A 13701-nucleotide genomic window follows, 5' to 3' on the forward strand; every position below is an offset into this window, starting at 1 on the left:
TATCGGAAACTGAAATGCCAAAAGTTATATTTGTGTCGAATAGCAATAGTGAAGTGATCGTTGACGCTAGTGCAGGCAATTCGATCATGACAATTGCAGTGCAAAACGATGTAGCCGGTATAATCGGTGAATGTGGGGGAGCGCTTTCCTGCTGCACATGCCATGTCTATGTCGATAATGAATGGGCACATCGTATTCCACCGGCATCGGAATTTGAGCACGAAATGCTCGAAATGACGGCGAGCCCGCGCAATCCGACATCGCGGCTTTCCTGCCAGATCGAGTTGACCGGCGATCTGGACGGCATCCGCATCTTTTTGCCAGTTAGCCAGGACTAAGCCTCCCATGACGGCATGTTCGAGCAAGGAGTCTGGTATTTTGATCGTCGGTGCCGGGCAGGCGGGCACTCAACTGGCGTTTTCGCTACGCGAGGAAGGCTTCTCCGATCCGATCACGCTGATCGGCGACGAAACCCATTTGCCATATCAGCGTCCACCATTGTCCAAGGGCTACCTACTCGGCAACGTGATCCGCGACAATCTTATACTGCGTCCCGAGCAGCTTTTCCAGAAAGGTGGCATCATTCTAAAACTTGGCTCGCTTGTAAGCGCTATAAATCCGGAATTGGGCACAGTTCGGCTTTCAGATGACACTGAGTTGACAGGAAGCGCAATCGTGCTGGCGACTGGATCGAGCGCGCGCCCAATGTCCTCAATCGCGAAAGCAGAGAATGTCCACTATCTTCGTAATCTTGAGGATGCAGATCGTCTTGCAAGCGGATTAAAGGATGCGCGACATGTGACGATTGTGGGCGGCGGCTTTATAGGGCTTGAATTCGCTGCTGTTGCGCGATGTAAATTTGGCTGCGATGTAACGGTCATCGAGGCGGGGCCGCAAATTCTGGGCCGCATGTCGTCACGCGCGACTGCGAGCCACATTCATCAGCGTCTTACCGAATGGGGTGTCACGATTATTGTCGGAGCGCGAGCAGACTGTGGGGCCATTGATGAGCGTGAAAGGGTCTCGTCGTTGCAACTTGGCGACGGGATGCAAATCGAAACGGATATGGTTCTGATTTGCATTGGTGGCATCGCTAATGGTTCGCTAGTCGGTGCGCCACACGGCGTTACTGTTGACGGTAGACTTTGTGTGGCACCCGGGCTCTACGCCTTGGGTGATTGTGCTTTGTTTCCAGATGCAGATGGAACACTGCACCGCGTTGAGTCGGTACAAAATGCACTTGACCAGGCGCGGTATCTGGCAAAGCGGTTTACCAACAAGGAAGACAAACCGTTCACCGCATTGAATTGGTTTTGGTCTGATATCGGTGATATGAAATTGCAGATAGCGGGACGCGCCTCAGAGAGGGACGATACGCTAAGTTATCCGCGTGGGGAAAACCGTCAAACGGTGTTTCGCTTCCGCAATGACGAACTGACTGCGGTAGAAACAATCAATTCTCCTGCCGATCACATGCTGGCTAAACGGGTCTTGGCAAACAATCATGTTGTTCGCAAAAAACAGATCGAAATTACCGATGGTGACTTGAAGCGCTGTGTCGCCTGATGATCGCGGATCGTAAGGGCAGTACAATTGGCATACGTGCCTACAACTCCATTGGAAGGCAGATGAAGCTTTGCCTTTACGCTGGCCTGAGCGTCGTGCGACTGGCGCATTCGATGCGGGCGGAGGTCTTTAGGACATACGAGACCTCCGATGAAGCTACCGCTTTGTTTCTATCGCATGTAGCGGATGAATTTGGTGTTGCGTGCGATGCGGTCATAGAGCAGACGCGCTGTCGCATTGTGTTCCTGCGTCAACCAATAAACGCTACCTAAACCAAGCTCGTCCGCTTTTGCGTAGACGGCCTCTATCAGCGCACGGCCAACACCAGTGCCGCGGGACCCTGGGTCGGCGAAAAGATCTTGTAAATAACAAACATTCTGCGTCATCCAGCATGAACGGTGCTGGATGTAATGAACCAGTCCCACAGCCTTACCGTCGCTCAATGCAATGAAGCCATTGGGTTCGAACTCGCCTTCACCGATGAGGCGGCGGAAAGTTTCCTCGTAGACTTCTTCGGGTATAGCCTTTTCATAAAAATCGAGATACGCACTCCAAAGACGAGCCCATTCTGGCTTGTCGGCAGCTTCAATCGGGCGGATGACGAGATTGGTTGTTGTCATAGTGTTCTCGCAAAAAAATGTAAGTGTAGAGTGGTATTCACGACCTATTGGAAATGATGTGAGCTGCCGACGTTACGAGCGGTACATGCTTTTGCAAAAAGGCGTCTGGGGTCCAGTCAGACAGTGATGCCGCAATGTGGACCGCTCCTATTGGCGTGTTGCGCTCATCAAAAATAGCACTGGCGATCACGATTTCTCCCTGCAACATCTGTTCGATGCAAAGGGCATAACCAAGTTGCTTGGCCTTTTTGATTTCGGCAATGATTTCTGCGCGATCAATGACCGTGCGCGGCGAATATTTGGTCAGGTTTGAGCGATCCAATATGTCTTCGACCGTCTCATCCGGCAGATGTGCCATGACTACGCGTCCGCCTGACGCGGCAAAAGCCGGAATCCGTCGTCCGGTCAGAGTGGCGAAAAATGTTTCCCGCTTGGATTGGCGACGTAGCGCATAAACTATATCGGTATCCTCAAACAGGCTCAAGTCGATACGTTCGCCGGTTTCGTACTGAAGGTCCATAAGAACCGGGCTCGCACGCTGTACGAGCGTCGAATGCCTGAGATACTCAAACGTGAAATGCAGGACTTTCTTGCCGAGCGCATAGGTGCGGTTCGGTCCACGCTCGAGATAGCCAAGTGCGACAAGCGTATGCGACATACGCTGGATGGTGCTGGCGTCGAGCCCTGTCAGCTCTTTCATCTCTTTATGGGAGAGTCTCCCGCCGTCACTGCTTTTTTCGAAAGCCTCCAGAAGCTCAAAGGCCTTTCCCAGCGATTTCACAAACAGTGTTTCTTCGCGCATTCGCCCACCATGTTTTTGGCTTGACTGTCATTTAAACTCATAATAAGCTTTTTAATATCGCAATACAATATAAAATATTCAATATAAAGAGGCGAACATGGCGATCAGAATAAAGGCAGCAACGGCTGTGCTGTTTTCCGCAATCATTTCCACCGCGTCGATCTCAGCAGCGTGGGCGGAACAGTTGAAGCTTGGCGTTTCTCTGCCGTTGTCGGGTTCGGCATCGCTTGCTGGCACGTCGATCCGCGAAGGAATTGAGTTTGCTGTTAAGCAAGCCAATGCCAAAGGCGGTGTTTTCGGTGAAGATGTTAAGATCTATGTTGAAGACGACGAAGGTAATCCGACCAAGGGTGTTACCGCTGTTCGTAAGCTGATTGAGCAGGATGGCGTAGTTGGCATTAGCGGTACTTATGTCAGCGCCGTTGCGGCCGCGCAAAATAAGGTTGCTAAGGAATACAAAGTTCCAATGATATCCGCTGGCTCGACCTCATCGGCGGTCACGGATGCCAATACTGCTGGTGATCCATGGTTTTTCCGCGCTTTTCCAGGTAGCACAACTCAGGCTATGCAGACGGCCAAGGATACATTGGGCAAGCTCAACGCAAAAACCGTTGTCGTATTGTTCGAAAATTCGATCTATGGCAAATCGCTCGCTGATGAATTCAAGGCGAATTACGAAGGTATGGGCGGCAAGGTCATTTCGGTTGAAGCCTACAATCCGGGCGAGAAGGACTTCTACTCCGCACTCACCAACGTGCGCGCCCAGGCGCCTGAAGCAATCTATATCGCTGGACTGATGGATTCCGGCGCACAAATCATCAAACAGGCTGGCGAACTTGGCCTCCAGGTTAAGATTGTTGGCTCGGGCTCGATGATGAGCGATAAACTGATTGAACTTGCGGGTCCAGCCTCGGAAGGCTTTGCAGTTTCGTCTATGTTCGAACCGAGCACGCCAAATGTTTATGGTGCAGAATTCGCAAAGGAATTTCGCGCGGCATACAATAAGGAGCCGGACGTGTACAACGCTATCGGCTTTGACTCCATCGGGCTTCTCATGGAAGCCGCTCGCCGAGTGGGCAAGGCTGATGGTGCCGCTATGCAGCAGCAATTAATGAAGATGGGCGACTATCCGCTCGCGCAGGGCCCAGCTGGCACCACTGCAAAATTTGATGACAAGGGCAGCGTCCAATTCACGGTTGGTCTTGCAATCGTGAAGAATGGTAAACGCGAATGGTTGCCATTCGACTGATAGGCAAGAGGCGGTTCTTCCTGGAATAGAGCCGCCGTCAACTTTGCCTTCAGGAGTTTCCGGCAAGTGCGCCTATCCTCGTTCCTGCTGGAGCTGCTTTGGAGTGTGAATTAGCTCTCGTGAGTGGAGCTGCGCACAAGCTTTTGATCTGATGCACATTCATGTCGCTTCGGTAGCGCTTAATTGGATGCAATCTTGCAAGGAACCCAACCTTGATACTCTTCCAGCAATTTCTGGCCAATGGGATCGTGGTCGGGTCGAGCTACGTTCTCGTTGCGATCGGCCTCACGCTCATTTTCGGCATTCTAAAAATTGTAAACTTCGCCCATGGCGAGTTTTACATGCTCGGCGGTTACCTGGCCTATGTCGGCACCCAGCTGCTTGGGCTTGGACCAATATCGTCACTGGCACTCGTCATTATCGTCATGGCGCTGTTCGGATGTTTTGTTGAACGGGTGATCTTTCTGCCGATTGGAAAGAAAGATCCGACGAACGTCATTATCGCCTCGTTTGGTTTGGCGATCTTGTTGCAAAATCTTGCGCTGAAGATTGCAGGCCCTGAACCTTTGATGGCCAAGAGCGGACTGCCGCGAGGCGCAATCCAGATCGGTGATGTCTTTCTTACCAGCGAGCGACTGGCAATTGTGGCGCTGGCAATAGTTACAGTGTCAATTCTGCTGGTCGTACTACGCTATACATGGGTTGGGCTTTCTCTGCGTGCGATGTCGGAAAATGCAACTGTGGCCCGTATCAGCGGCATCAATGTGCGCCGTGTTGGCGTGGTTACCTTTGCGATCGGCGCCGCACTTGCCGGTCTGTCAGGTGCACTGATGTCGACCGTGTTTACGGTACAGCCAACTGCTGGAAGTCTAATCGTCATGAAGTCATTCGTGATTGTCGTTATTGCCGGTATGGGCAGCATCGAGGGCGCGATCATTGCAGGTCTGGCACTCGGTATCATTGAATCGCTTGTAACGGGCTATATGGGAAGTGAGTTGCGCGACATTGTCGGCTTCATCTTTGTCATGGTCATTCTAGCTGTGCGCCCGCAAGGTCTCTTCGGCATCAAGACGGATCGGTCCTGACATGCGTCAAATTCTTTTCATCCTTCTTGCCGCAGCCCTTTTCGCGTTGTTTCCAAGTGCAGTTGGCGGTGGCTACTTCATCAATATTGCCATCGTTGTATGCGTTTATGTGGTGCTGGCTTCGAGCCTCGACATCGTCATGGGCTGGACCGGACTTTACTCGTTCGCTCATGCGGCGTTCATGGGGATCGGTGCCTATACTGCCGCAATTCTAGAACGTGATCTTGGCACGGGTTTCTGGATCAACCTGCCGCTTGGTATGGTAGTCGCAGGCGTGTTCGGCTTCCTGCTTGGTCTTCCGCTTCTACGCACACAGGGGCACTTCCTTGCCATCATGACCATTGCGTTCCAGACGATTGTCTATCTGGTTATGTCGCAATGGACGGGCTTTACCGGCGGCCAGTATGGCATTGAAGTGCAACCGGTTGCAGGGTTTACCTCGCTTTCATCCTATTTCTACCTGGTGTTGGCCGTTTCCACGGTGTTCCTGGTGGCTATTGCGCTCCTTACACGTTCGCGGTTTGGCGACACGCTGCAGGCGATCCGTGACGATGAAACTCTGGCGCGCACAATCGGGATCAATTCCAAAGTGATGAAACTTGTGGCCTTTGCGATCTCATCAGCTTTCGCGGGCGCTGCTGGTGTGCTCCTGGCCTATCATATTCGTGGCGTGACACCCGACGATTACACTGTAATGGCTTCTGCAACCATCGTTGCAATGGTGGTACTCGGCGGTCGTGGGCGCTTTTGGGGGCCGGTTCTAGGTGCAGTGCTGCTGATCGCGCTGCCGGAACTTCTGTCCAGTCTTGCCCACTACAAGCATATTTTCTATGGCGCGGTTCTCATCCTCGTCACGATGTTTGCGCCCAAAGGCCTGGTTGGCAGCTTTCAACGGAGGGCAAAATAATGGCCCCAATTATTAGAGCTGAGGGTCTGACCAAGGCCTTTCAGGGTATGGTTGCGCTGAATTCCTTTGACTTCGAAGTCAATGAAGGGGAAATTGTTGGCCTGATCGGCCCAAACGGCTCTGGCAAGTCCACGGTGGTCAATCTGTTGAGTGGTGTATTGGCACCGACCAGTGGTCGGGTGCTGATCGACGGCAAGGATTTTTCTGGCGCTGCTCCGCACAAGGTCGCAAAACTTGGCGTTGTTCGTACGTTCCAGATGATACGTCTATTCTCCAGTCTGACAGTGGAAGAGAACATCATCCTGGCGCTGCAGGAACAAGACGGTCCGGGCTATGTGTCTTCATTTATAAACAGCGGCAAACCAAAAACATGGCGTGTTGAAGCTGTAGCTAAAGCACATAAAACTCTTTCTTTGTTCGAAATGGAAATGCACGCCAAGAAGCTTGCAACTGATCTGTCGATCGGCCAGCAGCGCATGGTCGAGCTTGCTCGGGGTCTGGCAACCAACCCCCGCATATTTATTCTTGACGAACCGGCTGCTGGTCTTTCGCCGATTAATGTCGATCGACTGATCGAAATGATCCGACGCATGCGTGATGAGTTTGGGGTTACCATCCTGTTGGTCGAGCATGTTATGCGCGTGGTGCAATCGGTCTGTGACCGCGTTGTGGTTCTCGATTACGGTCAAAAGATCGCAGACGGTAGGCCGGACATCGTAGTGCAGGACCCTAAAGTTATCGAAGCTTATATCGGACTAGGACGGTCTGCCCATGCTTGAGTGCAAAAAGGTTGATGCCGGTTACGGCAAAGTTCAGATTCTGTTTGGTCTCGATTTTGTTGTGCCAAAAGGTGGGCTCAGCGCAATTCTCGGCTCCAACGGTACCGGTAAATCTACTGCGCTGAAAACACTGGCCGGTCTTGTTCAGCCGACGAGTGGTGAGATCAGGCTCGACGGAAAGCGCATTGATGGCAAGGGTGCTCATGCAATGGCGGAAGCGGGGCTTTGTCTTGTCCCTCAAGGCAAGGAAGTTTTGGCCGGTCTATCCGTGCACGAAAATATCCTGATTGGTGCTTATCATCGGCGAAAAGACAAGGCTGGTATCGCTGAAGATATTGAAATGGTTTATCAGGAATTTCCTCGCCTCAAAACACGTTACAAGGCGGCAGCGGGTCTCCTTTCTGGCGGTGAACGTCAGATGTTGTCGCTTGGGAGGGCCTTGATGGCGCGTCCCAGCCTGCTTCTACTCGATGAGCCATCGGCGGCCCTGGCACCGAAGGTAGTGGGTGAAATTTCCGACATTATTCGCAAGCTACGCGAGCGCGGCCTCACCATGCTGCTGGTTGAACAGAACGTGTCGATGGCGTTGGAACTTGCGGATGAGGTGCACATTTTGCGGGAAGGCCGGTTCGCCTATTCCCGCAAGAACGGACCTGACCTCAATGTTGAGGAACTGCGTGAATTCTATCTTGGAAAGGGTAAATCCTGATGCGCTTTGCAGGTAAAAACGTTTTGATAACGGGTGCAGCAGGCGCTCTCGGCTCCGATCTATCCCGCGCTTTTGCACGGGAAGGTTCCGCCCGTCTGATCCTTATCGACCGTGACGTAGAAAAACTTCAGGCGTTACAGAGCGAGATGGGTGGAAAGGCAGAAATCGTTGATTGCGATATTTTGTTGGCTGACGACATGCGCCGTGTCTGGGGAAGTCTCGACCTTTCTGATGGTCTCGATGTACTCGTGACAGCTGCCGGAACGCTTGGCAGCGGCACAAATATTCTGGAAATATCACCAGAAGAAGTAGACCAGATGTTGTCGCTGAATGTGCGCGGTACACTACTTGCCGTTCAACTCAGCATAACAGCACTGCGTAAACGCAAGGGCAATGTTGTGACCTATGGCTCGACCGCTGGCCTGACAGGGTCCCGTGCTTTGGGTGTTTACTCTGCGTCGAAAGGGGCGGTTGCACTTCTAAGCCGCAGCCTCGCTCTGGCACTGGCCGATGAGGGCATTCGTGTCAATTCGGTTTGCCCCGGATCCATCACCTCGCCGATGCTCGAACGTAATTTTGCGTCCGCTGGAGCAGAAGCTGAACAGCGTCGGGCAATGTATAAAGAGCTCCATCCCCTGAAGCGCTTTGGCGAATTGCATGAAGTGAGTGAAGCTGTGCTTTATCTTGCCAGCGACGCCGCATCGTACACGACAGGCATTTCTCTGCCGGTCGACGGAGGGCGGCTCGCATGACGACGCTTTGTAAAACCGCAGTCGTTACCGGTGCCAACAGCGGTATCGGTAAAGCAACGCTCGATCTGCTTCTGCAAAGAGGGTATTCGGTTATTGCGGTGGATCTGAACGTCGATCAACTCGATAGCAGTCGGGCAACCGTTATCGCTGCTGATCTGGCCTCGAATAATACGCCTTCACTTATTGCCAAAGCAGTTAGTGCTTCGGGTACTCTGGATCTGCTGGTTAATTGCGCTGGTATAGGCGGCTCCAAAAAGCTTATCGATTCAGATGACGAGCTGCTGGATCGTATTGTCGGTGTCAATTTGCGTTCAGTATTGCGACTGACCCGGGAACTTCTGCCATTGCTTCGTCGTCCGGGCGGGGCAATCGTCAATCTCGCTTCGGTCTATGGCGAAGTAGGCCGGATTGGCACTACCGCCTATGCCGTCAGCAAGGGTGGAATTTCACAGCTTACGCGTCAGTTGAGCGCTGAGCTTGGACCAGATGGCATTCGTGTCAATGCGGTTGCACCGGGTTGCATCGTAACCGCGATGACGCGCGACAAAATCGAAAATGATGCGGAATACCGCAATGCAATGATTGCGGGTACACCATTGAAACGCGTTGGTGATCCGAGCGAAGTAGCTGAAGTGATTGCGTTTCTTGGTTCAGATGGTGCTTCGTTCGTGAATGGTCAGATCATCGCTGTGGACGGAGGATGGTTGTCCTCACGCGGCTCGTTCTAAGAGGTTAGCATTATGGAACATTTTGGCTCGATCAATTGGCCGGACGGTCACCGTGTCGCCGTTATGCTGTCATTTGACTTTGACGCGGAAACACTCTGGTTGTCGCGTGATCCGGAAAACGCAAAGCGTCCAGGTACGTTGTCACAAGGCGTTTACGGTGCCAAGGTTGGCGTGCCGATGATCCTCGAAACGCTGAAAGAAGCGGGCGTTCCGGCCACTTTCTTCGTTCCTGGTTGGACGGCAGAAAAATACATCGACCGTTTGGAAATGATTATCGCCGGGGGACACGAAGTTGGCCATCACGGTTATCTGCACGAATGGGTAGATCCCGACCAACCCGAGCGAGAAGAAGAGGTTTTCGTCAAGGGACTTGAAGCCCTGAAGTCTTCCGTCGGCATCGTGCCGAAGGGCTATCGATCCCCGGCATGGGAAACGACGCCGAACATGATGAATCTGGTGAGACGTTATGGTCTAACCTACGACAGTTCGTTCATGGACACGATCAATCCCTATCGCCATAAATTGGCGGATGGTTCGGATGGCCCTATTGAACTTCCTGTTCATTGGAGTCTGGACGATGCGCCATTTGCCCTGTTTTCCATTCGCACGCCACGCACGATTTGCTCTAACGAGCACATACTGCAGATATGGCAGGATGAGTTCCGTGAAATCTATCGCTGGGGTGGTATGTTCAATCTTACCATGCATCCGCAGGTGACAGGTCGTCCATCGCGCATCGCCTTGCTTAGGGAATTCATCCAATGGATGCAGACCTTCCCAGGAGTTTGGTTCGCACGTGGCAATGAAATTGCCGAAGCCTGGGCCCTGACTGAAAAATAGAAATATTAGCATCCGTTTAATTGGACGCCCCGCAGGACCATGCATCCTACGGAATGGAGTTGTGATGAATTTTGAAGAATATCGGTCCAAGGACGGCATCGAACTAGCCGAACTCCTGGTGTCGAAAGATGTGAGCCCAGTTGAGCTAATGCGCATCGCCATTGAAGCTGGTGAGCGCTTTGACAATTTAACGAATATGCTGACCTACCGTGATTATGAAGGCGCGTTGGCGCGAGCGGCAGCCCATCAGATTGTCCCAGGCAAGTTCAGCGGTTTGCCATTCCTGTTGAAGGATTCAGGGTTGGCTTCGACTGACCTGTCAACCAGTATTGGTTCTTCACTGTTTGACGATACGAGCTCTACGGTAGATGCGACCTTGACCGCGCGATTCCGCGCGGCAGGCTTCATCACATTTGCTCGCTCTACGGTGCCGGAACTCTGTATGGCTCCGACCACGGAAGCCCGCCGCAATGGTGGACCAACACGCAATCCATACGATCTCAGCCGTTCACCGGGCGGTTCTTCCGGTGGTGCGGCCGTCGCTGTTGCGGCAGGTGTTGTGCCTGTCGCACACGGTAGCGACGGCGGCGGTTCGATACGTATACCAGCTTCTTGTTGCGGTGTCTTTGGGCTAAAGCCATCGCGCGGGCGCGTGCCGATGGGGCCGTTTCGAGGCGAGGGGTGGGGTGGGCTAGCCTGCGACGGCGTCTTGAGTCGCTCGGTGCGGGATACGGCGCGCTCCCTTGATCTGATCGCCGGTATGGAAACGGGTGCACCTTACGCAGCACCGCCGGGTGGAAATTACGAAGCAGAACTCAATCAGCCATTTGATGGCCCACTGCGTATTGCGGTCTGGAGTGACCCGTGGGGCATCCCAGTGCAACAGGCTTGCCTCATAGGCCTGGAGCAAACTATTGAAACGCTTGGAGCGCTCGGTCATGAAGTCGTCCGTATTTCTGCTCCAGACTTTGATTACGCGTCGTTTATTGATGCAATTGTAGCTGTCATGTCGGCCAACATCGCGTTCTCAGCTCGTACAAAACTCCTTGCCGATGGGCGCGATCCGCGATCTGACGAGTTCGAACCGGCGATTTTGGATGGCTACCGCATTGGCACACGAATGTCGGCCCCTGATTATGTGGCGGCGATCAACCGCCTTCATGCGACGGGCCGTATGATGGCGGGCATGATCGATGGTTACGACCTTGTTATGACACCGTCGCTTGCAACCGTTCCAGTGAAGCTTGGCACGCTTTCCATGGCAGAGCCAGATTTTCGAGCGTTTCGGCACAAGGTTGGGGAGGTTACACCGTTTATGGCGGTGGTTAATGCATCAGGTCAACCTGCTGCTAGTCTCCCGTTATGGCGCCATGATGGCCTGCCAGTCGGGGTCCAGTTGATTGGTCCATTCGGTCGTGAGGACCTGATATTGAAACTATCGGCACAGTTGGAGAAGACTGCACTTTGGAAGAGCGCCCAATACTGGCCTGGAGACCAATTGGGCGATTAGTCTCGTTGTGAAGATGATGTTACAAATTTGTGCTTTAGATATCCCCCTGTGAACAATGCGTCTTGTTCGGGCGAAATTGAGGGTCATGAATGCCGACTGAGCGTTTCCGCTGAATGTAGATCACCTAGAAATGCCATTAGCAAGGGATGGTGCCGGACGTTAAACGCGAAAGAGCACTGTTACTGACTGGCAATCAGCTGGATTACTGTGCGGCATTCGCGCTTCCAGTTTTTCGCCGAGAGCTTCATACGGCCGACGGAGCCACAGCCCCCGAAACTCAATCAACCTAGCGCCAAGGCCGACTGCATGTCGATACGGAAAAGGTCTCTATGAAGGACGGCGACACCATGAGGTAATCCTGGTGCGATTGCTGAAACTTTTCTGAAGGCGGCCACGTTCTTCGGGGGTGCGGATAAAAACTTGGACTGAGTTATACGTTAAGGCCAAGACTTCTTCGATACTCAATCGGGCTGAGCGACCCCAGTGATAATTTGATGCGCTTCTCATTGTACCATTGGATGTAGGCATCAACCTCGTGGACAAACTGTTCGATCGTGACTGTCTTCCAGTCTCGGGGATAGAAGAGTTCCGTTTTCAATCGACCGAAGAAGCCCTCGCACGCGGCATTATCCTGCGAACAGCCCTTGCGGGACATTGAACGAACCATCTTCGCATCGCTGATCCGAGTAAGCCAACCCGGCCAGCGATAGTGGGCTCCACGGTCAGAATGGACGATTGTCCCGCCTTCGCCGTCGGTAACTGTCTCGATGGCGGCGTCCAACATTTTATTGACCAGCCTCGCATCGGGTTGTGTTCCAATGGACCAACTGATCACCATGCCATCGAAGCAATCTATGATCGGCGACAGATACACTTTGCCGGCGGGAATTTGGAATTCAGTGATGTCCGTGAGCCATTTCTCGTTCGGTGTTTTCGCACGGAAATCGCGGTTGATCAGGTTCTCGGGCGCAGGACTGATTTCTCCCAGGTACGAGCCAAAACGCCGTCGCCGTGGTCTGACTACGACCAAACGCTCTTGTTTCATCAATCGCTGCACAACCTTTTCCGATATTGTCACACTCTGCCTGGCAAGCAACGCCTGCAGTCTGCGATAGCCGTAGCAGCGATGGTTGCTTTCGAATATTTCCGTCAGGTTGCGACGGATGGTGACGTACTTGTCTTCCAAGTTCACTCGGGTGCGATGGTAGAAGTACGAGCTTCGCGCAATCCCCAGCTGCAAAAGCAGTTCTGACAATCGATAGGTATCTTTGAGGGCGTCAACCAGCTGTGTCTTCTCCCGATTACTCAGGAGTTGCAGATCGACGCCCAGGCCTTTTTTTAGCAGTTCATTGGCCTTCTTCAGCAGATCGTGTTCGAGTTGCAATTGGCGGATATCGCGCTGGAGGGCTTCAAGCTGTCGCTCGAGTTCTTCACGCTCGGGCGCTGGCGCATAGGCTTTGCGGCGTTTCATGGATGAGGCAGCCTCATGACCGAGTAACTCATTCTTCCAAGCGTACAACGTCGGCCGGCATACGCCTAGCCGCTCGGCCACTTGCTGGGCGCTTTCCTCTCCACTGCAAAGAGCAATGACCGCGACTTGCTTCAACGCCTCGGGATAGGTCGGACGCCAGGAGCGACCGACCATCGAAGTCCTCGTCTCTGGAAACGCTTCTCGAACCCATGCTGTCAAAGTTCCACGACCTGGATAGCCCAACGCCCTCATCGTCGCAGAGATACAGCGATCGTGAATGCGGTAGTGTTCAAGCGCCGCCTGCCTCTGGGCCTCAGAAAACTTCGGTGCGCGAGCCACACAACCAACACGTAGGTCTTGATGTTGCTGGTATTCGCGATACCAGTTTCTCAGCGCATTCTTTGTCGGATAACCCAATTGGCGGATCGTCGCCTTAACTCGCTTGCCAAGCTGGATATACAGCTCAACGGCGCGAATTCTGTCTGCATGGGAATACATGAACTAACTCCTGGTGGTCCAAGTTTTAGTCCGCATCCCCGCCGGGTCAGTTCTCAGTGGCAATCAACAAACGGGGCATAAAGTGCTTCAAGGTAAGCGCTGTTTTCAGGCCACGGCTTTGAGATCGTGCGTTGCGGCATAGGCCCAAGGCAGCAGGTCGTCGATCTGGCTATTTGGATGATTGT

14 protein-coding genes are annotated in these 13701 nt (G+C 53.0%); 11 read left to right on the plus strand and 3 right to left on the minus strand.

Annotation, left to right across the window (positions count from 1 at the left end; translation table 11 throughout):
* Window positions 1–14: 14 nt before the first annotated feature.
* Window positions 15–338, plus strand: coding sequence for a 2Fe-2S iron-sulfur cluster-binding protein (locus D8666_RS22915; RefSeq protein ID WP_121539558.1), 324 nt, complete (start codon window positions 15–17; stop codon window positions 336–338).
* Window positions 339–345: 7 nt separating this feature from the next.
* Window positions 346–1566 (plus strand): NAD(P)/FAD-dependent oxidoreductase, encoded by a 1221-nt coding sequence (locus tag D8666_RS22920; RefSeq protein WP_121539559.1) that lies wholly within the window; start codon window positions 346–348, stop codon window positions 1564–1566.
* 170 nt (window positions 1567–1736) lie between these two features.
* On the opposite strand, the gene D8666_RS22925 is transcribed toward D8666_RS22920, so the two are convergent.
* Both D8666_RS22925 and D8666_RS22930 read right to left on the minus strand, forming a co-directional pair.
* A complete protein-coding gene (locus D8666_RS22925; RefSeq protein WP_121539560.1) occupies window positions 1737–2186 on the minus strand; it encodes a GNAT family N-acetyltransferase in 450 nt (149 codons plus the stop codon).
* Between the two features lie 37 nt (window positions 2187–2223).
* Window positions 2224–2988: an IclR family transcriptional regulator gene (locus D8666_RS22930; RefSeq protein ID WP_121539561.1), complete on the minus strand. Its 765-nt coding sequence runs from the start codon at window positions 2986–2988 to the stop codon at window positions 2224–2226.
* A gap of 97 nt (window positions 2989–3085) precedes the next feature.
* On the opposite strand from D8666_RS22930, the gene D8666_RS22935 reads away from it, so the two are divergent.
* From D8666_RS22935 to D8666_RS22975, 9 genes are all read left to right on the plus strand, one after another.
* Entirely contained in the window at window positions 3086–4237 is a 1152-nt protein-coding gene (locus tag D8666_RS22935; RefSeq protein WP_121539562.1) for an ABC transporter substrate-binding protein, read from the plus strand.
* 212 nt (window positions 4238–4449) lie between these two features.
* Window positions 4450–5322, plus strand: coding sequence for a branched-chain amino acid ABC transporter permease (locus D8666_RS22940; protein WP_121539563.1), 873 nt, complete (start codon window positions 4450–4452; stop codon window positions 5320–5322).
* A 1-nt stretch (window position 5323) separates the two neighbouring features.
* On the plus strand, window positions 5324–6229 hold the full coding sequence (locus D8666_RS22945) for a branched-chain amino acid ABC transporter permease (protein ID WP_121539564.1): 906 nt from the start codon (window positions 5324–5326) through the stop codon (window positions 6227–6229).
* Entirely contained in the window at window positions 6229–7008 is a 780-nt protein-coding gene (locus D8666_RS22950) for an ABC transporter ATP-binding protein (protein WP_209446023.1), read from the plus strand. Before D8666_RS22945 ends, D8666_RS22950 begins: the two co-directional genes overlap by 1 nt.
* Window positions 7001–7717 (plus strand): ABC transporter ATP-binding protein, encoded by a 717-nt coding sequence (locus D8666_RS22955; RefSeq protein ID WP_121539565.1) that lies wholly within the window; start codon window positions 7001–7003, stop codon window positions 7715–7717. Before D8666_RS22950 ends, D8666_RS22955 begins: the two co-directional genes overlap by 8 nt.
* Window positions 7717–8469 carry an SDR family NAD(P)-dependent oxidoreductase gene (locus tag D8666_RS22960; RefSeq protein WP_121539566.1) on the plus strand — a complete coding sequence of 251 codons (753 nt, stop codon included), beginning with the start codon at window positions 7717–7719 and terminating at the stop codon, window positions 8467–8469. Before D8666_RS22955 ends, D8666_RS22960 begins: the two co-directional genes overlap by 1 nt.
* Window positions 8466–9197: an SDR family NAD(P)-dependent oxidoreductase gene (locus D8666_RS22965; protein ID WP_121539567.1), complete on the plus strand. Its 732-nt coding sequence runs from the start codon at window positions 8466–8468 to the stop codon at window positions 9195–9197. Before D8666_RS22960 ends, D8666_RS22965 begins: the two co-directional genes overlap by 4 nt.
* 12 nt (window positions 9198–9209) lie before the next feature.
* Complete coding sequence (locus tag D8666_RS22970) at window positions 9210–10037, plus strand: polysaccharide deacetylase family protein (RefSeq protein ID WP_209446022.1); 828 nt, start codon at window positions 9210–9212, stop codon at window positions 10035–10037.
* A 64-nt stretch (window positions 10038–10101) separates the two neighbouring features.
* The gene (locus D8666_RS22975) at window positions 10102–11547 is read left to right on the plus strand and encodes an amidase (RefSeq protein WP_121539568.1); all 1446 of its coding nucleotides are present in this window, start codon (window positions 10102–10104) and stop codon (window positions 11545–11547) included.
* A gap of 430 nt (window positions 11548–11977) precedes the next feature.
* Here the strand turns inward: D8666_RS22975 and D8666_RS22980 are convergent, their stop codons facing one another.
* A complete protein-coding gene (locus tag D8666_RS22980; protein WP_121539569.1) occupies window positions 11978–13516 on the minus strand; it encodes an IS3 family transposase in 1539 nt (512 codons plus the stop codon).
* Window positions 13517–13701 lie beyond the last annotated feature (185 nt).

The organism is Ochrobactrum soli (assembly GCF_003664555.1).
Taxonomy (GTDB): Bacteria; Pseudomonadota; Alphaproteobacteria; order Rhizobiales; family Rhizobiaceae; genus Brucella; species Brucella teleogrylli.

Bases quoted from the DNA above. Each gene is read 5' to 3' on its own strand.
- D8666_RS22915 (WP_121539558.1), top strand. From the start codon at position 15: ATGCCAAAAGTTATATTTGTGTCGAATAGCAATAGTGAAGTGATCGTT.
- D8666_RS22920 (WP_121539559.1), top strand. From the start codon at position 346: ATGACGGCATGTTCGAGCAAGGAGTCTGGTATTTTGATCGTCGGTGCC.
- D8666_RS22925 (WP_121539560.1), bottom strand. From the start codon at position 2,186: ATGACAACAACCAATCTCGTCATCCGCCCGATTGAAGCTGCCGACAAG.
- D8666_RS22930 (WP_121539561.1), bottom strand. From the start codon at position 2,988: ATGCGCGAAGAAACACTGTTTGTGAAATCGCTGGGAAAGGCCTTTGAG.
- D8666_RS22935 (WP_121539562.1), top strand. From the start codon at position 3,086: ATGGCGATCAGAATAAAGGCAGCAACGGCTGTGCTGTTTTCCGCAATC.
- D8666_RS22945 (WP_121539564.1), top strand. From the start codon at position 5,324: ATGCGTCAAATTCTTTTCATCCTTCTTGCCGCAGCCCTTTTCGCGTTG.
- D8666_RS22950 (WP_209446023.1), top strand. From the start codon at position 6,229: ATGGCCCCAATTATTAGAGCTGAGGGTCTGACCAAGGCCTTTCAGGGT.
- D8666_RS22955 (WP_121539565.1), top strand. From the start codon at position 7,001: ATGCTTGAGTGCAAAAAGGTTGATGCCGGTTACGGCAAAGTTCAGATT.
- D8666_RS22960 (WP_121539566.1), top strand. From the start codon at position 7,717: ATGCGCTTTGCAGGTAAAAACGTTTTGATAACGGGTGCAGCAGGCGCT.
- D8666_RS22965 (WP_121539567.1), top strand. From the start codon at position 8,466: ATGACGACGCTTTGTAAAACCGCAGTCGTTACCGGTGCCAACAGCGGT.
- D8666_RS22970 (WP_209446022.1), top strand. From the start codon at position 9,210: ATGGAACATTTTGGCTCGATCAATTGGCCGGACGGTCACCGTGTCGCC.
- D8666_RS22975 (WP_121539568.1), top strand. From the start codon at position 10,102: ATGAATTTTGAAGAATATCGGTCCAAGGACGGCATCGAACTAGCCGAA.
- D8666_RS22980 (WP_121539569.1), bottom strand. From the start codon at position 13,516: ATGTATTCCCATGCAGACAGAATTCGCGCCGTTGAGCTGTATATCCAG.